This is a genomic window from Streptomyces sp. P9-2B-2 (assembly GCF_030406865.1).
Classification (GTDB): Bacteria; Actinomycetota; Actinomycetes; order Streptomycetales; family Streptomycetaceae; genus Streptomyces; species Streptomyces platensis.
On the sequence record NZ_CP129126.1, the window covers coordinates 3,991,314 to 4,013,276 of the forward strand.

Below are 21,963 nucleotides of genomic sequence, written 5' to 3' on the forward strand. Positions count from 1 at the left end.
GTCGCGTCGTCGACGCCCTCCACCGGATTCGCCATCGTCGCCCCTCGTTCGCATCTGATGCACCGTCAGAACGAGGCTAGCCCCGGCCCCTCTGGACCGACAAGGCACCGGCCTCTACTCTCGGCAGGCAATCTGACGATGCGTCAGCAGACGGCGAAGGGAGGGACGGATGACCGGCACCACCCTCTGGGACCTGGTGGCCTGGCGCGCCGCCCGTACCCCCGGCGCCCCGGCCCTCATCCAGGGCGCCGAGTCCGCCCGGCAGGAACGGCGGATCAGCTTCGGCGCCCTGCACCGGCGCGCGGAACGGGTCGCGGCCGGTCTGTACGAGCGGGGCGTACGGCCCGGCAGCCGGGTCGTCTGGCAGCTGCCGACCCGGATCGAGACCGTGCTGTTCAGCCTCGCGCTGGCCCGGATCGGCGCCGTCCAGAGCCCGGTGCTGCCGCTCTACCGCGCACACGAGACCGGCCAGGTGCTGCGCCGCACCCGCGCGGCCTTCTTCGCCGTCCCCGGCGTCTGGCGCGGCTTCGACCACCGCGCGATGGCGAACCGCCTGGCCGCCGGCCTGCCCCGTCCGCCCACCGTCATCGACGCCTACGACACCCTGCCCGACGCCGACCCGGCCGTCCTGCCCCCGCCCCCGGCCGACGACGACGCGGTCCGCTGGATCTACTGGACCTCCGGCACCACCGCGGCCCCCAAGGGCGTGCTGCACACCGACCACAGCCTGCGGACGGCCGGGCACTGGCTGGGCGCGGCCCTGCGCCTCGGCCCGTCGGACATCGGCTCGATGGCCTTCCCGTACGCCCATGTCGCCGGGCCCGACTACACCGTCATGCTGCTGGAACACGGCATCCCCGCCGTCCTCCTGGAACACTTCGCGCTGCCCGGCGCGCTCGCTGCCTACCGCCGTCACCGGGTCACCCTCGCCGGCGGCTCCACCGCCTTCTACGCCCTCTTCCTCGCCGAGGCGCGCAAGCTGCCGCCCGGCCGCCGGCTGCTGCCGTCACTGCGGCTGCTGGCCGGCGGCGGCGCGCCCAAGCCGCCCGCGCTGTATGACGAGGTCACCGCCGAGCTCGGCTGCCAACTCGCCCACGGCTACGCCATGACGGAGGCCCCCATGGTCACCATGGGCGACCCGTACGACAGCCCCGGACACCTGGCCCACACCGACGGGCGGCCGCCCGCGGGCATGGAGATCCGGATCGCCCCCGAGAGCGGGGAGATCGCACTGCGCGGCCCGGCCGTCTGCCGCGGCTACCTCGACGAGCCCGCCCCCTTCGACGCCGACGGCTTCCTCCGCACCGGCGACCTCGGCCACCTCACCCCCACCGGGCACCTCGTCGTCACCGGCCGCCTCAAAGACATCATCATCCGCAAGGGCGAGAACATCTCCGCCCAGGAGATCGAGGAACTCCTCTACCGCCACCCGGACATCGCCGACGCCGCCGTCATCGGCCTGCCGGACCCCGAGCGCGGCGAACGCGTCTGCGCGGTCGTCGAACAGCCCCCGTCTGCCGGTGAGTTGACCCTCGCCACCGTCGCGGCGCACCTCCTCGCCCAGGGCCTGGCCCGGCACAAACTCCCCGAACAGCTGGAGCTGCTGCCCGCCCTGCCCCGCGGCGGCACGCTGCGCAAGGTCCTCAAACAGGAGCTGCGGGAGCGGTTCGGGGGCGGCGGGGCCGGGTGATGCCGCCGCCTCAGCCCGGCCGGTAGGCGCTCGTCGCCTGGGTGTAGAGCTGGTCGATCTCGTGCCGGCCGCGGTCCGGGCCGATGACGAGGACGAGGTGGTAGCGGCCCTTGTGGATCATCGCGAGGTTCCGTACGTACACCTCGCGGCCGCTGCCGTCGCGCCAGGAGAAGGTGCCCTCGGCCATCGCCGTCTTGCCGACGTCGATCCGCTGGAGGCCGGAGGCCGAGGCCCAGCCGGAGGAGCGGTACGGGGCCAGCTCGGCTTCCTTGTTCTGGAGATACGCCATCGGGTCGGTGCCGAAGCGCGCCGTGGTGTCGCGGCCGGGCACCACCACCAGCTCGTAGTCCCCGCCGACGTACCGCACCTGGCCCCGGTCGTTGGCGCCGCGCCGCTGCCAGCCCTCGCGGACCGCGACCTGGAAACCCTCCGGGTCGTTGCGTACCCCGAAGCCCTTGGCGACCTCGGCGGGCGCGGTGGTCTGCGGTGCGCCGGTGCCGGCCGCGGCGTGGTCGCCCTCCTGGTCACCGGAAGGTGCCGGGCTGGCGGGCGCCGCACCCGAGCTGCCCGTACGGTCCCCGCCGCGCTCGCCCGCCTTGGAGTCCGAACCGGACTTCGGCAGGAATGCCAGCGCATAGACGACCGCGCCGACGAGCAGCAGCAGGACCGCGGTGAGCAGCAGCCGGCCGAGGTGGCGCGGCCCGCGCGACGGGCGGGGGGCGGCGTCCGGGCCGGACGGGGCCGGTGTCCGCTGGTCGTACGGGTCCCGGTCCGCGGGCCCGCTCTGTCCGGACGCCGGTCCACCGGACCGGGCCGGGCGGGCCGGTCCGGACTGCCGGAGCGGCTTCGGCTGTTTCGGGGGGCGCGGCGGGCGGGTGGTGGAGACGAGCGGGGTGGGCTCCGGGTCCGGTGCCCGGGGAACGGGCGGTGCGGCCGCGGCGGCCCCCACGGCGGCCGGGGCCGGCTGCGGCCGGGTGCGGCGGGCCGTCCGGGTCTTCTTGTGCCGGCCCTTCCGTACGAGTTCGCCGCGGCGCCGCACGATCGGCAGCCGCCGCGGATCGGCCCCCTCCGCCGGCATCGTCACCAGCCGGCTGCCGACCGCCGGCTCCGGCGCCGTACGGATCAGGGAGCGCAGCCAGCCGTTCAGCTCCTCGGCATCCGGGCGGTCGGCCGGGTCCTGGCGCAGCAGCGACTCGACGACCGGCCGCAGCGCCCCGCACTCCTCGGCGTCCGCGGGCGGCTGCGAACAGACCAGCTGCGCCAGCTCCACGGCGCTGTCCTCGGGGAACGGCGCCTGCCCCTGCACGCTCCGGTAGAGCAGCGCGCCGACCGCCCACAGATCGGTGGCCGGGCCGACCGGCGGCGCCAACTGCCAGTTCTCGTGCACCGGTCCGGCCTGCTCCGGCGCCCAGCGCTCGGTGAGCGGGCCGACGACGGTCAGCCGCGCCTGCCGGGCCCGTTCGGCGGCGAGCCCGGCGGTGGGCCGGCCGTACGCGGGGCCGGTGCTGTCCTCGTCGTCCGGTGCGGGCTTGGTCAGCGAGGTCTTGGCGTCCGGGGCGTCCGGCGCGGGCTCGTCCGGCGGGTCCGCGACGGTGGGCGGCTCGGTCCCGCACAGCGCTTCCTGGGCCGCGCCCGCCGCCAGACCGGTCAGGATGGCCCGGCCGTCGTCGCAGACCAGGACCGTACGGGCGGTGATGTTGCGGTGCAGCATGCCCTCGGCGTGCAGTACCCGCAGCACGGTGAGCAGATCCGCGGCGATCTCCGCGGCGCGGTGCGGGGACAGCGTCCGCTCGGCGAGCAGCGCGGACAGCGGGCGGGCGAGCAGGAGTTCGGCGACGATCCACAGGCTGCCGTCCTGCGCGAAGACGTCGAAGACCTGCTCCAGCCGGGGGTGATCGGCCAGCTGGGCCGCGGTCGTGGCGGCCTCCAGCGCGCGTCGTACGGCGGGGTCCCCGGGGCTGCGGTCGGCCACCCCCGCGCCGCCGGTCAGCCGTGCGGCACCATAGCGGCCGCCGCCGGTCCCCCGCTCGGCGGGCCCGGCCGGCTCCGCATCCACGACCTCCGCGTCGACCACCTCGGGCAGCGGCACCTGACGGACCAGGACCTCCTGTCCGCTGAACGTGTCGAACGCCCGGGACTCGGTGAAGTCGTCATCGCCGAGGGGCCGCAACGGCAGGCGGTAACGCTCGGCGAGCACCCTTCCCGCGTACTCGTCCACGACGCCTCCCCGCAGCGCGCGCTGTGTCTACCGCCGCGCCGGAACGCCCTCGGCGCTGGCGCCTCCGGTCACTTCCGGTCGTATTCCCGCCGATTGCGGATGCGTACGGTCTTCGCGGTCTCACGATACGTGCCCGCACCGCGGCTTGCGGGCCGGTCTGCGCAACGACGCGCACTCTGTCCGTGCGTCGCCCGGCCCGCGCCCCGGTCCCGCGCTCAGTCCTTGATCGCGAAGGACTTGAACGCGGCCGAGACCACGTCCTGGCACTCCTTGTCCGGCCACTTGCCCTTCTCACAAGTGATCATGATGGCGTAGCCGTGCTGGTCGTCGGCCCGGAAGCCGCGGTCGAGGACCCGGACCTGCTGGCCGCTCTGACGCCGTGTGAAGGACCAGTCGGCGACGGTCGGGTAGCCCCGCCACTTCACCGGCTTGATGCTGATGCGGTGGTAGTCCTCGGTGGAGCCGCGCACCGCCGGCTCCAGGCTGCGCCAGGAAGCCGCCGCGTCGTCGCCGGGCTGGGCGTTGTAGTCCACCTGGACGCGGGGGAAGCCGCCCGAGGCGCTGTAGATGACGCCGGAGCCCTCCCCCGCGGTGGCCGTCTGATGGAAGCCCTTGGGCATCGCCATACCGAAGTGGAAGCGGCCGTTGGAGATCCGGGCGAAGCCGTCCGGCACCGCCTTGCCCCCCTTGCCGTCCTTGCCGCCGGTGTCGCCCTCCTCCTCGGCCGGGCTGACACCGCCGGGCTGCGGGGACGGCGAGGCGGGCCCGCCCTGCGGTGTGTCCTCGTCCGTGTCGGCCGATTCCGTGGAGGGCTTCGCCTTCGCCGCGGCCGACGACTTGTCCGGCTTGCCGGCCGGCTTGCCGCTGTTCTTCGTGCCGTCGTCGCCGCTCAGCGCGACGGCCAGGACCGTGCCCAGCACCGCCAGGACGACGACCACGGCCACGATGACCAGGGTGCGGCGCGGGACGACATCGGTCACCGAAGCGCGGGGCGCCGGACGGCTTCCGTCATCGGGTCTGGAGTCCGCACGGGCCTTCGCCGCGGCGGCCGCCGCACGGACCGTCCGCAGCGCACCGCGCAGCCGCTCCTTGGCGGCCTCGGTGTCGAACCCGGGACGGGTGAGCGTGGGGCGGGACGCGCCGGATGCGGCAGGGGCCGCGCCGGCCTTCTCCCCGGCGGCCGGGGTGGCCGTCTTCGGGCGCCCGGTCCGCTCCGGGGTGCTCGTCGCGGCGGCCTTGGCGCCGCCGGCCTTGGCGGCACCGGCCTTGCTCTTGCCCGCCGTGGCAGCGTCGGACGCGGGCCCGCTCTTGGCCGGCGACTCCGCCACCGGGGCGACAGCGGGCTTCGGCTTGCGCGCCACCCGCGACTTCGCGGCGGGCTTCGGCTTCGGCGCGCTGTCCGGCTTCGCCTTGGCGCGCTCCTTGGGCACCGTCGGCAGCACCATCGCCCGGGTCTCGTCCAGCGGGGGCTCGGGCTTGCGCGCCTCGGGGGCGTGCACCACATCCAGCAGCAGCGTCCGCGCCCCGGCGTCGTCCAGCCGGCCCGCCGGGTCCTTCACCAGCAGGCCGTAGATGACCTCTTCCAGCCCGCCGGCGCTCTTCGGCGGCTCGACCGGCTCGGTCATCACCGCCGTCAGCGTGGCGATCGCCGAGCCCTTGTCGTACGGCGGCACGCCCTCGACACAGGCGTACAGCAGCCCGCCCAGCGACCACAGGTCGGCCGGCGGGCCCGGCTTCTGGCCGCGGGCGCGCTCCGGGGAGATGTAGGAAGGGGCGCCGACGAGCATGCCGGTCGAGGTCACCGAGGGGTCGCCCTCGACCTGGGCGATACCGAAGTCGGTGAGCACGACCCGGCCGTCATCGGACATCAGGACGTTGGACGGCTTCACATCGCGGTGCAGGATGCCCGCGGCGTGGGCGGCGCGCAGCACATCCAGCACCGCCAGACCGACCTCGGCGGAACGGCGCGGGGGAAGCGGGCCGTCGTCACGGATGACCTCGGCGAGCGAGCGTCCCTCGACCAGCTCCATCACGATCCACGGGCGGTCGTCCTCGTCGACCACGTCATAGACCGTCACCGCGCCGTTGTTCCGGATCCGGGCGATCGCCTTGGCCTCGCGCAGCGTGCGGGTGATCAGACGACGCTTCTCGTCCTCCTCGACCCCGCCCGGGAAGCGCAGTTCCTTGACTGCGACCGTACGGCCCAGGACCTCGTCACGTGCCCGCCAGACGGTGCCCATGCCGCCCCGGCCGAGAACATCGGCGAGCCGGTACCGGCCGGCGAGCAGCCTGCCCTCCTTGCCGTCCATCTCGACCTCGTCGCCCACTGAATCCCCTCTGCAATCCAGCCGAGTTGGCAGCTTCGACGTCCCATCGATCACCAAACTGGCCCAACTCGGACAACCCACCCTGGCAGAGCCTTCATTCTCCCTCATCCGCGGCCGTGCGGAAGGCCCGGGTCGGTGCCGAACAACACCCTGCACCCGTCATGATGGCCCCGACGAACGGGAGTCCCGATGACGAAGCGCCCGCGTCGCCCGGCCGCGGCCCGCGCACTCCGCCCGGCGGCGCCCCCGGCGGGCCACCGTCCCGCCCTGCTCCGTACGGGCGCCCTGGCGGTCCTGGCCACGCTGCTCCTGACGGCCTCCACCGGCCAATCCGGCCTCGCCCCCATGCCCCTGAAACCCGCCCGGCCGCCCGCGCGGACGGCACCGGCGCTGCACCGCCTGGTCGGCGACGGGATCCCGGGCGCGGCCGCCCTCACCACCCGCGCCGGTTTCCCGGCCGCGCGGTTCTCCACGGCCGGGGTGGCGGACCTGCACAGTGGCCGCGCCATGGGCCCCCGGGACCACTTCCGGGCCGGCAGCCTCACCAAAACCCTGGTCGCCACGGTCGTCCTCCAGTTGGCCGCCGAGCACCGGCTGACCCTCCACGACAGCGCCGCCGCCCACCTCCCGCCGGGCACGCGGGTCACGGGCCCCGGCACCCGCGGCGGCCTCCGCCGGGTGACGATCCGCCAGCTGCTGGACCATACGAGTGGCTTGTTCAACTACACCGACGATCCCCGGCTCGCGAGGCAGCTCTTCGGCACGGGCTTCCGCGCCCACCGCTACGACCGCCACACCCCCGCCGAGCTGCTGCGCACCGCCCTGCGCCATCCCCCGGCGGCCGCCCCGGGCGCCCGGTACTCCTACTCCAACACCAACTACCTCGTGCTGGGCCTGGTCATCCAGGCCGTCACCGGACACCCGTACGCCACCGAGATCCGCCGCCGCCTCCTCGTCCCCGCCGGCCTCCACCACACCTCGTTCCCCGGCACCGCCCCGGCACTGCCGAGGCCGCACGGCCGGGCGTACTCCCGCATCGGCCACCGGCGGGTGGACGCCACCGCGCTGAACCCCAGCCGGGCGGGCGCGGCCGGCGAGATGGTCACCACCCTCGGCGACCTCAACCGCTTCTTCTCCGCGCTCCTCGGCGGCCGGTTCCTGGCGCCCCGCCAGATGGCGCAGATACGCAACGCGCGGCCCACCGGCGGCACCTACGGCCTCGGCCTCTACGCGACCGAACTGCCCTGCGGCGTCACCGTCTGGGGCCACAACGGCGAGATCAACGGCTCCCACGCCCGCACCGCCGCCACCCCCGACGGCCGCCACGTCCTCAGCTACCGCGTGAACACCGACACCCACTCCGCCCCGGTCCCCGACAGGGCGGTACTGACGGCGGAGTTCTGCGCCGGGCACGGCGGCCGCCCCGTGCCGTCACGGCGTACGGACGTCCTGCCGGGGCGGCACCCGGTCCGCTAGGGCACGTCGTCCATGGCGGAGGTCAGCTCGGCCAGCAGGGTTTCGAACTGCGCCAGCAGCTCGGCCGGATAGCGGGACAGGACGGCGTCCTGGCGCCCGTTGGCGGGGCCGAAGAACGCGTCCGCAAGCTCCCTGACCCGGGAGCTGCTGTGCAGCGTGACCATCCGCCGGTCGGCGTGGCCGCGGGTGCGGGTGACATACCCGGCCTCTTCGAGCCGGTTCAGCAGCGCGGTCATGGCCCCCGACGACAGCGGGATACGTCTGCCGAGCGCGGCCGGGGACAGGGGTTCGCCGCGCTCCTCGGCCGAGGCGATCTCCAGCAGGGCGAACGCGTCGGTGGAGTGCACGCCGATCCGGGTGGCGAAGCGGCGGCCCAGTTCGGTGAAGCTCGCGCCGTAGGTCCGCAGCCCCTCCGCCAGCCGCTCCCGCTGCGCCCCGACACCGCCGGACACCGGTTCCTCCACGAGGCCCCTCCGCCTTCCCTACGCCACCGGCACCACCGCCGTGGCACCTCTGGACAGCCTGCCGCGGCCCACCATAGCTTCCTGCTGGAATTACTTCATGATAGAGATACTTCATCAACGAGTCACTTGATGGCGGAGGCATGTGTGACCCTCTGCCCCCATCCCTCATGGCCTGATGGAGTCCTGATGCGGAACGCTCCCTACCTCGACGGCATCGACCCGTTCGCCGCCACCGTTCGCGGCCTCACCGAGCCCGACCCGGTCCGCGCCGCCCTGCGGGCCGCCGGCCCCCTCGTGCAAGTGGACGCCCCGGCCGGGGGACGGGCCTGGATCGTGACCGACGACGCCCTGGCACGCGCGGTGCTCACCGACCCCCGGATCACCAAAGACCCCGCGTTCGCCCCGCCCGGCTGGGACCGGGACACCGCGGGGCTGGAGCAGACCGCCGCCGCACAGCCCTCCCTCACCACCCTCGACGGCCCCGAGCACACCGCTCTGCGACGGGCCCACGCTCCGCTCCTCAACGCCCAGCGGATCCGCGCGCAGTCCGGCCGGGTCCACACCCTCGCCCGGCAGCTGCTCACCGAACTCGCCGCCGGCCGCACCACGGTCGACCTGATGGCCGGGTTCACCACCCGCTATCCGCTCACCGTCCTGCTCGACCTGCTCGACATCCCCCTCGACCGCGTCGACCGGGCCGCCGACAGCTGCCGGCAGATGTTCGGCACCGAGCCCGGCGCGCAGGGCAGGGCGATCGCCGCGCTCACCGGACTCGCCGCCGCCGGGCTCGGCGAGGACTGCCGGGGGCTGGCCGCGGAGTTGCGTGACCGGGTCCCCGCGCACACCTCCCCGGACCAACTGCGGTACCACCTGTTCGGCTTGATATTCGCCGGACAGCTCACCACGGACGCCGCCCTCGGCGTCCTGATCGCCCGCGCACTCGCCACCGGCCGGCACCAGGGCACGGCGGACCGGGCGGACACCGACGCACTGATCCGCGAGACGCTGCGGCAGCACCCGCCCGCCCCGTTCACGCTCTGGCGGTTCACCACGGCCGAGACGGAACTCGCCGGGACGCGGCTGCCCGCCCGGGCACCGGTGCTCGTCGACATCCAGGGCATCAGCAACGACCCCGCCCGCTCCCCGGGACCGGACCTGGCCTTCGGCGCCGGGCCGCACTTCTGCGTCGGTGCCCAGCTCGCCCACCTCGAACTGCACGCGGTGGCCGCGGTGCTGCGCACCGACTTTCCCGACGCCCGGCTCACCGTCCCCCTCACCGAACTCCGGCTGACCGGCATCGGCGGCCTCCAGGGAAGCCGGCTGACCGCCCTCCCCGTGGCCCTGCACGGCTGACGGCTTCCCCGCGACGTGCGGCGGCGGGGCCGCCTCAGAGCGGCACGATGTCCGGCGCCCCCAACCGCGCCGCGTCCGCCGTCAGATCGTCCGGCTGGCGCTGGGATTCGCGCTCCGCCTCGACCCGCTTCTGGTAATGCGCGATCTCCTTCTCGATCTGGTCGTCGTCCCAGCCCAGCGCGGGCGCGATCAGCTCGGCGACCTCGCGGGCGCTGCGGGTGCCCCGGTCGAAGGTCTCGATGGAGATACGGGTGCGACGGGTCAGCACGTCGTCGAGATGGCGGGCGCCCTCGTGGGTGCAGGCATAGACCGCCTCGGCCCGCAGATAGTCGTCCGCGTGGGCCAGCGGTTCGCCCAGCGACGGATCGGCCACCACCAGCTCCAGCAGCTCCTCGGTCAGCGAGCCGTAGCGGTTCAGCAGATGCTCGATACGGGCGACATGCAGTCCGGTACGCGCCGCGATCCGGGCCCGCGCGTTCCACAGCGCCTTGTAGCCCTCGGCCCCGACCAGCGGCACGTCCTCGGTCACACAGTCCGCGACCCGCTGGTCGAGGCCGTGCACCGCCTCGTCCACCGCGTCCTTCGCCATCACCCGGTACGTCGTGTACTTGCCGCCCGCCACCACGACCAGCCCCGGCAGCGGATGCGCGACGGTGTGCTCCCGGGACAGCTTGCTGGTGGCGTCCGACTCCCCGGCCAGCAGCGGCCGCAGCCCGGCGTACACGCCCTCCACGTCGTCCCTGGTCAGCGGCGTCGCGAGCACCTCGTTCACATGCTCCAGCAGATAGTCGATATCCGCGCTGGAGGCCGCCGGATGCGCCTTGTCCAGATCCCAGTCGGTGTCCGTCGTCCCCACGATCCAGTGCCGCCCCCAGGGGATGACGAACAGCACGCTCTTCTCCGTACGCAGGATCAGCCCGGTCGTGGAGTGGATCCGGTCCTTGGGGACCACCAGGTGAATCCCCTTCGACGCCCGGACGTGGAACTGCCCGCGCTCCCCGATCAGCGCCTGGGTGTCATCCGTCCACACGCCGGTGGCGTTGACGATCTGCTGCGCCCGGATCTCGTAGTCGCCGCCCCCCTCGACGTCCTCGACCCGTACGCCGACCACCCGCTCGCCCTCGCGCAGAAAGCCCACCACGCGTGCCCGGTTGGCGACCTGCGCCCCGTAGGCGGCCGCGGTCCGCACCATGGTGGCGACATAGCGCGCGTCGTCCATCTGCGCGTCGTAGTACTGGAGCGCACCGACCAGCGCGTCCCTCTTCAGACAGGGCGCCACCCGCAGCGCCCGCTTCTGCGACAGATGCCGGTGCACGGGCAGTCCGCGGCCGTGCCCCGAGGAGACCGACATCGCGTCGTACAGCGCCACACCGGAGCCCGCGTACCAGCGCTCCCAGCCCTTGTGCTGAAGGGGATACAGGAACGGGACCGGCTTGACCAGATGCGGCGCCAGCCGCTCCAGCAGCAGCCCCCGCTCCTTCAACGCCTCTCTGACCAGCGCGAAGTCCAGCATTTCCAGATACCGCAGACCACCGTGGATGAGCTTGCTCGACCGGCTGGACGTGCCCGAGGCCCAGTCCCGCGCCTCGACCAGTCCGGTCGACAGTCCGCGGGTCGCCGCGTCCAGCGCGGTCCCCGCGCCGACGACTCCGCCGCCGACCACGAGAATGTCCAGCTCCCGCTCCGCCATTCGGGCGAGCGCCTCGGCCCGCTGCGCCGGTCCCAGTATCGCTGTCTTCACCGCTGCCTCCCGCTGTGATCGGGGCCACACCCCCCGTCCGTCGATTCTGTCCACGCCGCGTGCCGGTATCCACCCTTCGCTCCGGGCGGCAACACCCCGCCGCCTTGATCCACCAATCCCTATTCTGGGTCAAATATCCGCTTAGTGTATTTATGCGACCTCCGCACACGTCATGCCGCACACGCCATTCGCAGTCGCTCGGGAAGGACGGCCGCAGCATGCCCGCAGACCTCGCCGTCATCGGACTCGGTCACCTCGGCCTCCCACTCGCCCAGGCCGCCACCGCCGCCGGCATCGGCACCATCGGCTACGACCCCGACCCGCCCACCGCCGCACTCTCCGGCGCCGACGGGCCGCTGACCGCCACCGAACTCCGCCGGCTGCTCTCCGCCGGCTTCCGCACCACCACCGACCCCACCGCCCTCGGCCGGGTCCGCACCGCCGTCCTCTGCACGCCCACGCCCCTCGGCGAGGACCGCGCCCTGGACCTCACCGCCCTGGCCGACGCCGCCCGCACCCTGGCGGCACAACTGCGCCCGCACACCACGGTGATCCTCGAATCCACCGCCTACCCGGGCACCACCGAGGAATTCCTGCGCCCCCTCCTGGAGGAGGGCTCGGGCCTCACCGCCGGACGGGACTTCCACCTCGCCTGCTCCCCCGGCCGCCACGACCCCGGTAACCGCACCCACCGCTACGCCAACACCCCGAAGGTCATCGGCGGCCTCACCCCCGCCTGCACGGAAGCAGCCGCCGCCTTCTACGGCCGCCTCACCGACAAGGTCGTCCGCGCCCGCGGCCCCCGCGAGGCCGAGACCGCCAAGCTTCTGGAGACCAACTACCGCCACATCAACATCGCCCTGATGAACGAGATGGCCGTCTTCTGCCATGAGATCGGCGTCGACCTGTGGGACGTCATCCGCTGCGCCGAGACCAAACCGTTCGGCTTCCAGGCCTTCCGCCCCGGCCCCGGAGTGGGCGGCCACGCCGCGCCCATCGACCCCAACTACCTCGCGTACAAGGGCCGTGCCCCGGGCCACCCGCTCCGCATGGTGGAACTGGCCCAGGAGGTCAACGGCCGGATGCCGCGCTATGTCATCCAGCGCTGCGCCACCCTCCTCAACGAACACGGCAAATCCGCCCGCGGCGCACGCATCCTGCTGCTCGGCGTCACCTACAAGCCGGACATCGGCGACCAGGCGGGCTCACCGTCCCGCGAGATCGCCTCCCGCCTGATGGAACTGGGCGCGCACCTCACGTACCACGACCCGTACGTCCCCCAGTGGAACGTGCTGGACCGGCCGGTGCCCAGGGCCGACTCCCTGTACGAGGCCGCCGCCGCCGCGGATCTGACGGTCCTGCTCCAGGCCCACCGCACCTACGACCTCCAGGGGCTGTCCGTGAAGGCGCAACTGCTGCTGGACACCCGCGGGGCGACACCCACCGGCGCGGCCCACCGGTTGTGACGCATGCCGAAGGGCCCGGACCGTGTGCCTGGTCCGGGCCCTTCGGCGGGTGTCGTGCGTCAGCGGTTGTCGTGCTGGGACGGCGCCACCGTCACCTCGACCCGCTGGAATTCCTTCAGCTCCGAGTACCCGGTCGTCGCCATCGCGCGGCGCAGCGCACCGAAGAAGTTCATGGAGCCGTCGGGGACCGTGGACGGGCCCAGCAGCACCTCCTCCGTCGTGCCGACCGCACCGAGGTCCATCCGCTTGCCGCGCGGCACGTCCTCGTGGACCGCTTCCATGCCCCAGTGGTGGCCACGGCCCGGCGCGTCGGTGGCGCGGGCCAGCGGGGAGCCCATCATCACGGCGTCGGCGCCGCAGGCGATCGCCTTCGGGAGGTCGCCGGACCAGCCCACGCCGCCGTCGGCGATGACGTGGACGTAGCGGCCGCCGGACTCGTCCATGTAGTCGCGGCGGGCGGCCGCGACATCGGCGACCGCGGTCGCCATCGGGACCTGGATGCCGAGGACGTTACGGGTGGTGTGCGCGGCGCCGCCGCCGAAGCCCACCAGCACACCGGCCGCGCCGGTCCGCATCAGGTGCAGCGCCGCGGTGTACGTGGCGCAGCCGCCGACGATGACCGGGACATCCAGCTCGTAGATGAACTGCTTGAGGTTCAGCGGCTCGGCCGCCGAGGAGACATGCTCGGCCGAGACGGTGGTGCCGCGGATCACGAAGATGTCCACGCCCGCGTCGACGACGGCCTTGGAGAACTGCGCCGTACGCTGCGGCGACAGCGCGGCGGCGGTCACCACACCGGCGTCCCGCACCTCCTTGATGCGCTGCCCGATCAGCTCTTCCTTGATCGGCGCGGCGTAGATCTCCTGGAGCCGCTTGGTGGCCGCGGGGCCGTCCAGCTCCGCGATCTCGGCGAGCAGCGGCTCCGGGTCCTCGTACCGGGTCCAGAGACCCTCCAGGTTGAGGACGCCCAGGCCGCCCAGCTCACCGATGCGGATCGCGGTCTGCGGCGAGACCACCGAGTCCATGGGAGCGGCCAGGAACGGCAGCTCGAAACGGTAGGCGTCGATCTGCCAGGCGATCGAGACCTCCTTCGGGTCGCGGGTGCGGCGACTGGGTACGACGGCGATGTCGTCGAATGCGTATGCCCGGCGGCCGCGCTTGCCGCGCCCGATCTCGATCTCAGTCACGTGTGTGGCCTTTCCCTCTACGTCTGCCGTTCCAGTATCCCCGACACACCGAAGCCCGCGGCCGGGGAGCGGCCGCGGGCATCGGTGCTCATGCTGTCATCCGGTCGCTGGCGACCGGGGACGCTCAGCGACGAGAGTAGTTGGGCGCCTCGGTCACCATCTGGACGTCGTGCGGGTGGCTCTCCTTCAGCCCCGCCGCGGTGATCCGGACGAAGCGGCCCTTCTCCTTGAGCTCGGAGATGTCGGCGGAGCCGACGTAGCCCATGGAGGCGCGCAGACCGCCGATGAGCTGGTGGGCGACCGAGCCGAGCGGGCCGCGGTAGGGCACCTGGCCCTCGATGCCCTCGGGGACCAGCTTGTCCTCGGAGAGCACGTTGTCCTGGAAGTAGCGGTCCTTGGAGAAGGAGCGGGCCTGGCCGCGGGACTGCATCGCGCCCAGCGAACCCATGCCGCGGTACGACTTGAACTGCTTGCCGTTGATGAAGACCATCTCGCCGGGCGACTCCTCGCAGCCGGCCAGCAGCGAGCCCAGCATCACGGTGTCCGCACCGGCCGCGATGGCCTTGGCGATGTCACCGGAGAACTGGAGGCCGCCGTCACCGATCAGCGGCACCCCCGCGGCGTTCGCGGCCTGCGCGGCCTCGTAGATCGCGGTGACCTGCGGCACGCCGACACCGGCGACGACGCGGGTGGTGCAGATGGAGCCGGGGCCGACACCGACCTTGATGCCGTCGGCGCCCGCGTCGATCAGCGCCTGGGCACCGTCGCGGGTGGCGACATTGCCGCCGACGACATCGACGCTGATGTTGGACTTGACCTTGGCGATCATGTCGAGGATGCCGCGGCTGTGGCCGTGCGCGCTGTCGACGACGAGGAAGTCGGCACCGGCCTCGACCAGCGCCTGCGCCCGCTCGTACGCCTCGCCGCCGACGCCCACCGCGGCACCGACGACCAGCCGGCCCTCGGCGTCCTTGGCGGCGTTCGGGTACTTCTCCGCCTTGACGAAGTCCTTGACGGTGATCAGGCCCTTGAGCACGCCCGCGTCGTCGACCAGCGGCAGCTTCTCGATCTTGTGGCGGCGCAGCAGCTCGATGGCGTCCTCGCCGGAGATGCCGACCTTGCCGGTGACCAGCGGCATCGGCGTCATGACCTCGCGGACCTGACGGCTGCGGTCCATCTCGAAGGCCATGTCGCGGTTGGTCACGATGCCCAGCAGCTTGCCCGCGGCGTCCGTCACCGGCACCCCGCTGATGCGGAACTTGGCGCACAGCGCGTCGGCGTCGGCGAGCGAGGCGTCCGGGCGGACCGTGATCGGGTCGGTGACCATGCCGGACTCGGAGCGCTTGACCAGGTCGACCTGGTTGGCCTGGTCCTCGATGGACAGATTGCGGTGGAGCACACCCGCGCCGCCCTGCCGCGCCATGGCGATGGCCATCCGGGCCTCGGTGACCTTGTCCATCGCCGCGGACAGCAGCGGGATGTTCACCGTGACGTTGCGCGAGACCCGGGACGCGGTGCTCACCGCGTTCGGCAGCACCTCCGACGCACCGGGCAGCAGCAGCACGTCGTCGTATGTCAGCCCGAGCATGGCGAATTTGGCGGGCATACCGTCGACGTTGTCACTCATGACACCTTCCCCAATGCTCTTGCCTCAGCGCGGACTCCCATGCTAACGGCCTAATGGGGTGGCCCATTCCACGAGCGATGAGGGCCTCGTCACTTGTGCTTTTCTACGGTGACATCCGGCCGCTTTTGACCGGTCACCGCTACTGCTCGGCCAGCGCCCGCAGCCTGCTCAGCGCACGGTGCTGGGCCACCCGCACCGCACCGGGCGACATGCCCAGCATCTGCCCGGTCTCCTCGGCCGTCAGCCCGACGGCGACCCGCAGCAGCACCAGCTCACGCTGGTTCTCCGGAAGATTCGCCAGCAGCTTCTTGGCCCACTCGGCGTCGCTGCTCAGCAGCGCCCGCTCCTCAGGGCCGAGGGAGTCGTCCGGCTGCTCGGGCATCTCGTCGGACGGCACGGCCGTGCTGCCCGGATGCCGCATGGCGGCCCGCTGGAGATCGGCGACCTTGTGGCCGGCGATCGCGAAGACAAAGGCCTCGAAGGGCTTGCCGGTGTCGCGGTAACGCGGCAGCGCACAGAGCACCGCGACACATACTTCCTGCGCCAGATCCTCGACGAAGTGCCGGGCATCACCCGGCAGCCGCGACAGCCGGGTACGGCAGTAGCGCAGGGCGAGGGGGTGCACATGGGCCAGAAGATCGTGGGTGGCCCGCTGGTCACCCTCGACTGCGCGTGCGACGAGATCGCCGATTTCCTGCTTCCCGTCATCACGCATCGGACCATGGTGCCTTGGCGCCGCGCGATCCGCGGCATCAGGTCCGCACTTGTGCACTGAAGCGTTATGAGCGGCAGGTGCGCCGGCTGATGTCATGTCCTGCGCCCTCCCCTCGTGCCCGACCGGCCCGTCCCCGAGGAACTCCATACTCCCAAGGATGCGGCACCGCGCGGCGAATCGGACCGCCGTCGTACGCCGACGGGCACGGGGCGCTCTGCCGCCCCGCCCGCCACACGGCGGGCGGGGATCTTCACTCCCCCGCATCGCTGCACGTCACAACGCCTTAGCGGACCAGTCCCCAGCGGAAGCCCAGGGCCACCGCATGCGCCCGGTCCGAGGCGCCGAGTTTCTTGAAAAGGCGCCGGGCATGGGTCTTGACCGTGTCCTCCGAGAGGAACAGCTCACGGCCGATCTCGGCGTTCGAGCGGCCGTGACTCATGCCCTCCAGCACCTGGATCTCCCGCGCGGTGAGCGTCGGCGCGGCACCCATCTCGGCGGACCGCAGCCGGCGCGGGGCGAGCCGCCACGTCGGATCCGCGAGCGCCTGGGTCACCGTCGCCCGCAGCTCGGCGCGCGAGGCGTCCTTGTGCAGATAGCCGCGGGCACCGGCGGCGACCGCGAGCGCGACCCCGTCCAGATCCTCGGCCACCGTGAGCATGATGATCCGGGCGCCCGGGTCCGCTGACAGCAGCCGGCGCACGGTCTCGACACCGCCGAGACCGGGCATCCGTACGTCCATCAAAATCAGATCCGAACGATCGGCACCCCAGCGGCGGAGGACTTCCTCGCCGTTGGCCGCGGTCGTCACACGCTCGACGCCGGGCACGGTCGCAACCGCCCGACGGAGCGCCTCTCGGGCAAGCGGGGAGTCGTCGCAGACGAGGACGGATGTCATGACCGCCCTCCGCAGCTGATGCGCGTCACCTTGAGCCTCCAGGCTGGTACGTATCGTCACCTGTGCGATTGACGGCCCTCGGACATTTGCCCGGGGTCTACCTCTGCCAACCGCCTCCGCACTCTCAACGACGGTCACTCGAAAGAGTTACGGCTTCGGCGACCGAGTTCAGCACGCTCCGTGAGGAGCCGGATACGCAGACGACTCAATGGGCGACCGGCATCCGCGCGTGCACCCTATGCCCTATTTGGCTCTCTTTCTTCCATTTTCGTGGTGACTATGACTAGATTCGCAATGAGTCATATTTACATCTACTTCGACAGTAGATGTACCGTCGTGAGCACCGAGCCCGAATCAGCATCGCTTCGAGGGGACAAGCAATGGCAGATTTCTCCCGCCTCCCGGGCCCGAACGCAGACCTCTGGGACTGGCAGCTGCTGGCTGCCTGCCGTGGCGTGGACAGCTCGCTGTTCTTCCATCCCGAAGGTGAGCGCGGAGCGGCCCGCAGCGCGCGTGAGACATCGGCGAAGGAGGTCTGTATGCGCTGCCCGGTACGGGCCGAGTGCGCGGCGCATGCACTGGCCGTTCGTGAGCCCTACGGGGTGTGGGGCGGGCTGACGGAGGACGAGCGCGAGGAACTCATGGGGCGGGCCCGGCACCGGCTGGTCCCCGCCTCTTCCATGACCGGCCACCCGGGCGCCTCGGGCGCCTGACACCCCGGAGCGGACCGCTCCTGAAGAAACGTTCCTGCAATGACGGCCGAAGCCGCGGCCCCCGGGCCGTCAGCGCCCCGCGGCGTCCACCAGCTTGTCGAGCGTCGCCTCGACGGCGGGGACCTGCGCCAGATCCGGCAGGGTGAGCGCGACGATCTCGCGGTGGACGGCAGGCTCCAGACGTACCGCCGTCGCCCCCTTGGGACGCACCGACGCGAGGGTGAGTTCCGGCAGCGCGGCGACTCCCAGACCGGCCCCGACCAGGCCGATGACCGCCGGATAGTCGTCCGTCGCGAAGTCGATCCGCGGGGTGAAGCCCGCGCTCTCACAGACCTCCACGAGATGCCTGCGGCAGCGGGGACAGCCCGCGATCCACGGTTCGTCGGCCAGCTCGTCGAAGCGCGCGACGCCCGCCTTCGCCAGCCGGTGCCCGGCCGGCACCAGCCCGACCAGCCGGTCCGCCAGGATCGGGCGGACCACCAGGTCGTCCCACTCCGCCCCGGCCGCCGGGTCCGCACCGCGCACCTCGGGGTAGCGGAAGGCCAGCGCGATCTCGCAGTCACCGTTGCGCAGCATCTCGATCGAGCGCGGCGGCTCGGCCTCGACCAGCGAGACCCGGGTGCCCGGGTGCGCGGCCCGCATCGTGGCCAGGGCCGTCGGCACCAGCGTCGAGCTGCCGGAGGGGAACGACACCAGCCGCACCCGTCCCGCACGCAGGCCCGCGATGGCGGCGATCTCCTCCTCGGCGGCGGTGAGCCCGGCCAGGATGCCGACCGCGTGCCGGACGAGCGCCTCACCCGCCTGGGTCAGCCGCATCTCGCGGCCCGCGCGGACCAGCAGCGGGGTGCCGGCGGACTGTTCCAGCGCCTTCATCTGCTGGCTGACGGCCGGCTGGGTGCAGCCCAGTTCGCGCGCGGCCGCGGAGAACGAGCCGCTCCTGGCGACGGCGCGCAGCACACGGAGGTGACGGGCCTCGATCATGTTTCGAGCATAAGCGCCGCTTGGACCGGTCGGGAAAAATTGCGTCCTTGCTTTTGGGGCACACGGCTGTCGGACATGCCTAACGTGGATCGAAGGCGCGCATGAGCTGGGGTGACGCCGGCGGAACCGGCCCCGGAGCACGTCGCACGACCGAGCAACGGAGCACCGTATGAAGCTGCTGAGCGTGAATGTGGGGCGGCCGACCCCGTGCCGGCACACCGCCGCGGAGGGCGGTACGGGGATCGACAAGCGGCCCGTGGACGGGCCGGTGGCGGTGGCCGCGCCCGGCCCCCAGGGCGTCGGGGGCAGCGGGCTGGCCGGGGACGCGGTGGTCGACCTGCGCCATCACGGCGGCGACGACCAGGCCGTTTACGCCTACGCCCGGGAGGATCTGGACGCCTGGCAGCGGGAACTGGGCCGCGAGCTGGCCAATGGGGTCTTCGGCGAGAACCTCACCACATGGGGCGTCGAGGTCACCGGTGCCCGTATCGGCGAGTGCTGGCGGGTGGGTCCGGGGCTGCTGCTGGAGGTGACCTCACCGCGGATTCCGTGCCGGACGTTCCACGCGTGGCTCGGTGAGCGCGGCTGGATCAGGCGGTTCACCCAGGCCGCGGTGCCCGGTGCGTATCTGCGGGTGATCGAGCCGGGCGAGATCCGGGCCGGGGACGCCGTCGAGGTGGTGCACCGGCCGGACCACGAGGTGACGATCGGGCTGATGTTCCGGGCCCTGACGACCCGGCGGGAGCTGCTGCCGCGGCTGCTGGAGGCGGGTGCGGCGCTGCCGGAGGAGGCGCGGCAGAAGGCCCGGAAGTATGCGGAGCGGGCGGTGGGTTGAGCGGCCCCGCCGGGCCCGGGGCGGTGGGGCCCGGAGCGGGCGGCGGAGGATCTGCCTCCGGTGGGCCGTGGGGCGGCCGCGCCACCGGGGGTTGGGGCTCAGGCGTCGTGCCCGGGGCGGATAGCGTGCCCGTATGACGACTGCATTGATCACGGGATCGACGGCGGGTATCGGGGCGGCGTTCGCCCGGCGGCTCGCGAGCGACGGCCACAGCGTGGTGCTGGTGGCCCGCGACGAGAAGCGACTGCACGAGCAGGCCACCGAGTTGCACGACCGGCACGGCATCGAGGCGGAGGTGCTGAGCGCCGATCTGGCCACCGAGGAGGGCATCGCGGCCGTCGAGGCCCGGCTCTCGGACCCCAAGCACCCGGTGGACCTGCTGGTGAACAACGCCGGTTTCGGCAACAAGGGCGAGTACCTCGAAGTCTCGATGGCCGACGAGCTGACGATGCTCAAGGTGCACTGTGAGGCGGTGCTGCGGCTGACCACGGCCGGGGTGCGCGGGATGCGGGACCGGCGGCGCGGCGCGGTGGTCAATGTGGCGTCGGTGGCGGCGTTCGTACCGCGGGGCACCTACGGCGCGAGCAAGGCCTGGGTCGTGCAGTTCACCCAGGGCGCGGCGCGCGATCTGGCGGGCAGCGGCGTGCGGTTGATGGCGCTGTGCCCGGGGTTCGTACGGACCGAGTTCCACGAGCGGGCCGGGATGGGGACGGACAACATCCCCGGGTGGATGTGGCTGGACGCGGACAAGCTGGTCGACGCCGCGATGAAGGACCTGACGCGGGGGAAGTCGCTGTCCGTTCCGGATCCGCGCTACAAGGCGCTCATGGGCGCGGTGAAGCTGGCACCCCGTGGCGTGCTGGGGGGTCTGACGTCCCGTACCGGCCGTAAATACGGCCCCCGCTGACGCCACGTCACCCGGCCCGTTGCCGGGGGCGGCGCCGGGGTGGTGCCATGGCCGTGGCGCGCGGGGCGGGGCGGTGGGGTGCGGCGACGGTGCACCCCCGGGTCCGTCCCCCGCGGAACGGCACAGGACGCACAACGACGTGGACCGGCCGGCGGCGCGCGACGCGGGACGAGCGAGGCGCGACGGCGGACGGCCGCGAAGGAGGTCCGTTCAGCACTATGCACCCCACCTCTGACAGTCCCCCAGGACCTGCGGAAACGCCACCGGTCCGGCCCGGTCTGCTGCTGTCGATGGGGCCGGGTGTGGCCGGCCGGCTCCTCGCCGCCCGCCACCACACCCGCCTCGCGGCCCTGGCCCGTACGGACCCGCATCTGGTCGCCCACGATCTGGCCGACCCCACCCCCGAGGTCGCCGCCGCCCTCGCCGGCGCCGAGGTGCTGCTCACCTGCTGGGGCGCGCCGCCGCTCACCGACCGGGTGCTGGCCGCGGCCCCCCGGCTGCGGGCCGTCGTGCACGCCGCCGGATCGGTCAAGCACCACCTCACCGACGCCTGCTGGGACCGCGGTATCGCCGTCAGTTCGGCCGCCGCCGCCAACGCCCTCCCGGTCGCCGAGTACGCCCTCGCCGCGATCCTCTTCGCCAACAAGCGCGTGCTGCACGCCGCCCACCGATACCGCGGTCTGCGCGCGCCGCACGACTGGCCGGGCGAACTCGCCGGGGCGGGCAACTACCGCCGCACCGTCGGCATCATCGGCGCCTCCCGTGTCGGCCGCCGTGTCATCGAGCTGCTGCGCCCGTTCGACCTGCGCGTTCTGCTGTACGACCCGTATGTGGAGGCCGCCGAGGCCACCCGGCTCGGCGCGGTCCCGGTTCCGCTCGACGCGCTCTGCGCCGACAGCGACATCGTCACCCTGCACGCCCCGCAGCTGCCCGCCACCCGGCATCTGCTCGGCGCCCGGCAGCTGGCCCTGATGCCGGACGGCGCGACCCTGGTCAACACCGCCCGCGGCGCGCTGGTCGACGAGGCGGCCCTGCTGCCCGAGCTGATCACCGGCCGGCTGCACGCGGTCCTCGACGTCACCGAGCCCGAACTCCCGCGCCCCGGTTCGCCGTTGTACGACCTGCCGAACGTGCTGCTGACCCCGCATGTGGCGGGTTCGCTGGGCACCGAGCTGCACCGCCTGGCCGACCACGCCCTCGACGAACTCGAACGCTACGGCCGGGGCCGCCCGTTCCTCGCCCCCGTACGGCGGGAGGAGCTGCACCACTCGGCGTGAACCGGGCCCCGCCGGCGGGGAGTCCGGCGGCCGTGGCCCCGCGCGCCCGCCGGAAACCCGAAGACCCGGCCCCCGCCAATGCGGGAACCGG

Annotated in this window: 17 protein-coding genes; 8 read left to right on the plus strand and 9 right to left on the minus strand. The window is 72.9% G+C overall.

All coding sequences use genetic code 11. From position 1 onward, the window contains the following. The first annotated feature begins 169 nt into the window (after positions 1-169). Positions 170-1,690: an AMP-binding protein gene (locus QT196_RS17265; RefSeq protein WP_168479870.1), complete on the plus strand. Its 1,521-nt coding sequence runs from the start codon at positions 170-172 to the stop codon at positions 1,688-1,690. 10 nt (positions 1,691-1,700) lie between these two features. Here the strand turns inward: QT196_RS17265 and QT196_RS17270 are convergent, their stop codons facing one another. Both QT196_RS17270 and QT196_RS17275 read right to left on the minus strand, forming a co-directional pair. Then, positions 1,701-3,908, minus strand: coding sequence for a protein kinase (locus QT196_RS17270; protein WP_290355216.1), 2,208 nt, complete (start codon positions 3,906-3,908; stop codon positions 1,701-1,703). Positions 3,909-4,123: 215 nt separating this feature from the next. Continuing rightward, positions 4,124-6,235 (minus strand): protein kinase, encoded by a 2,112-nt coding sequence (locus QT196_RS17275; protein WP_290355217.1) that lies wholly within the window; start codon positions 6,233-6,235, stop codon positions 4,124-4,126. Positions 6,236-6,424: 189 nt separating this feature from the next. Here QT196_RS17275 and QT196_RS17280 point away from each other — a divergent pair, with 189 nt between their 5' ends. After that, entirely contained in the window at positions 6,425-7,711 is a 1,287-nt protein-coding gene (locus tag QT196_RS17280; protein ID WP_168479872.1) for a serine hydrolase domain-containing protein, read from the plus strand. Here QT196_RS17280 and QT196_RS17285 read toward each other — a convergent pair. After that, positions 7,708-8,175 (minus strand): MarR family transcriptional regulator, encoded by a 468-nt coding sequence (locus QT196_RS17285; protein ID WP_168479874.1) that lies wholly within the window; start codon positions 8,173-8,175, stop codon positions 7,708-7,710. The two genes, QT196_RS17280 and QT196_RS17285, sit on opposite strands and share 4 nt — an antisense overlap. Positions 8,176-8,361: 186 nt before the next feature. Between QT196_RS17285 and QT196_RS17290 the strand changes: the two genes are divergently transcribed. After that, on the plus strand, positions 8,362-9,528 hold the full coding sequence (locus tag QT196_RS17290) for a cytochrome P450 (RefSeq protein ID WP_266738404.1): 1,167 nt from the start codon (positions 8,362-8,364) through the stop codon (positions 9,526-9,528). Between the two features lie 34 nt (positions 9,529-9,562). On the opposite strand, the gene QT196_RS17295 is transcribed toward QT196_RS17290, so the two are convergent. Beyond that, positions 9,563-11,269 (minus strand): glycerol-3-phosphate dehydrogenase/oxidase, encoded by a 1,707-nt coding sequence (locus tag QT196_RS17295; RefSeq protein ID WP_168479878.1) that lies wholly within the window; start codon positions 11,267-11,269, stop codon positions 9,563-9,565. 218 nt (positions 11,270-11,487) lie between these two features. Here QT196_RS17295 and QT196_RS17300 point away from each other — a divergent pair, with 218 nt between their 5' ends. Beyond that, complete coding sequence (locus QT196_RS17300; RefSeq protein WP_290355218.1) at positions 11,488-12,735, plus strand: nucleotide sugar dehydrogenase; 1,248 nt, start codon at positions 11,488-11,490, stop codon at positions 12,733-12,735. A 59-nt stretch (positions 12,736-12,794) separates the two neighbouring features. Here QT196_RS17300 and QT196_RS17305 read toward each other — a convergent pair whose 3' ends face one another. From QT196_RS17305 to QT196_RS17320, 4 genes are all read right to left on the minus strand, one after another. Beyond that, positions 12,795-13,922 (minus strand): GuaB3 family IMP dehydrogenase-related protein, encoded by a 1,128-nt coding sequence (locus QT196_RS17305; protein ID WP_266738400.1) that lies wholly within the window; start codon positions 13,920-13,922, stop codon positions 12,795-12,797. A 124-nt stretch (positions 13,923-14,046) separates the two neighbouring features. Continuing rightward, a complete protein-coding gene (gene guaB, locus QT196_RS17310) occupies positions 14,047-15,549 on the minus strand; it encodes an IMP dehydrogenase (protein ID WP_168479884.1) in 1,503 nt (500 codons plus the stop codon). 139 nt (positions 15,550-15,688) lie between these two features. Further along, on the minus strand, positions 15,689-16,264 hold the full coding sequence (locus QT196_RS17315) for a sigma-70 family RNA polymerase sigma factor (protein WP_018090849.1): 576 nt from the start codon (positions 16,262-16,264) through the stop codon (positions 15,689-15,691). A 283-nt stretch (positions 16,265-16,547) separates the two neighbouring features. Further along, complete coding sequence (locus QT196_RS17320) at positions 16,548-17,159, minus strand: response regulator transcription factor (RefSeq protein ID WP_003948568.1); 612 nt, start codon at positions 17,157-17,159, stop codon at positions 16,548-16,550. Positions 17,160-17,539: 380 nt separating this feature from the next. Here QT196_RS17320 and QT196_RS17325 point away from each other — a divergent pair, with 380 nt between their 5' ends. Beyond that, entirely contained in the window at positions 17,540-17,872 is a 333-nt protein-coding gene (locus QT196_RS17325; protein ID WP_042155964.1) for a WhiB family transcriptional regulator, read from the plus strand. A 69-nt stretch (positions 17,873-17,941) separates the two neighbouring features. Here QT196_RS17325 and QT196_RS17330 read toward each other — a convergent pair whose 3' ends face one another. Next, on the minus strand, positions 17,942-18,853 hold the full coding sequence (locus tag QT196_RS17330) for a LysR family transcriptional regulator (RefSeq protein ID WP_168479886.1): 912 nt from the start codon (positions 18,851-18,853) through the stop codon (positions 17,942-17,944). Between the two features lie 169 nt (positions 18,854-19,022). On the opposite strand from QT196_RS17330, the gene QT196_RS17335 reads away from it, so the two are divergent. From QT196_RS17335 to QT196_RS17345, 3 genes are all read left to right on the plus strand, one after another. Next, complete coding sequence (locus QT196_RS17335; protein WP_168479888.1) at positions 19,023-19,688, plus strand: MOSC domain-containing protein; 666 nt, start codon at positions 19,023-19,025, stop codon at positions 19,686-19,688. Between the two features lie 133 nt (positions 19,689-19,821). Next, positions 19,822-20,595 (plus strand): SDR family NAD(P)-dependent oxidoreductase, encoded by a 774-nt coding sequence (locus QT196_RS17340; RefSeq protein WP_168479890.1) that lies wholly within the window; start codon positions 19,822-19,824, stop codon positions 20,593-20,595. Positions 20,596-20,813: 218 nt separating this feature from the next. Next, positions 20,814-21,872: a hydroxyacid dehydrogenase gene (locus QT196_RS17345; RefSeq protein ID WP_290355219.1), complete on the plus strand. Its 1,059-nt coding sequence runs from the start codon at positions 20,814-20,816 to the stop codon at positions 21,870-21,872. Positions 21,873-21,963: the final 91 nt, after the last annotated feature.

Bases quoted from the DNA above. Each gene is read 5' to 3' on its own strand.
- QT196_RS17265 (WP_168479870.1), top strand. From the start codon at position 170: ATGACCGGCACCACCCTCTGGGACCTGGTGGCCTGGCGCGCCGCCCGT.
- QT196_RS17280 (WP_168479872.1), top strand. From the start codon at position 6,425: ATGACGAAGCGCCCGCGTCGCCCGGCCGCGGCCCGCGCACTCCGCCCG.
- QT196_RS17290 (WP_266738404.1), top strand. From the start codon at position 8,362: ATGCGGAACGCTCCCTACCTCGACGGCATCGACCCGTTCGCCGCCACC.
- QT196_RS17300 (WP_290355218.1), top strand. From the start codon at position 11,488: ATGCCCGCAGACCTCGCCGTCATCGGACTCGGTCACCTCGGCCTCCCA.
- guaB (WP_168479884.1), bottom strand. From the start codon at position 15,549: ATGAGTGACAACGTCGACGGTATGCCCGCCAAATTCGCCATGCTCGGG.
- QT196_RS17315 (WP_018090849.1), bottom strand. From the start codon at position 16,264: ATGCGTGATGACGGGAAGCAGGAAATCGGCGATCTCGTCGCACGCGCA.
- QT196_RS17320 (WP_003948568.1), bottom strand. From the start codon at position 17,159: ATGACATCCGTCCTCGTCTGCGACGACTCCCCGCTTGCCCGAGAGGCG.
- QT196_RS17325 (WP_042155964.1), top strand. From the start codon at position 17,540: ATGGCAGATTTCTCCCGCCTCCCGGGCCCGAACGCAGACCTCTGGGAC.
- QT196_RS17330 (WP_168479886.1), bottom strand. From the start codon at position 18,853: ATGATCGAGGCCCGTCACCTCCGTGTGCTGCGCGCCGTCGCCAGGAGC.
- QT196_RS17335 (WP_168479888.1), top strand. From the start codon at position 19,023: ATGAAGCTGCTGAGCGTGAATGTGGGGCGGCCGACCCCGTGCCGGCAC.
- QT196_RS17340 (WP_168479890.1), top strand. From the start codon at position 19,822: ATGACGACTGCATTGATCACGGGATCGACGGCGGGTATCGGGGCGGCG.
- QT196_RS17345 (WP_290355219.1), top strand. From the start codon at position 20,814: ATGCACCCCACCTCTGACAGTCCCCCAGGACCTGCGGAAACGCCACCG.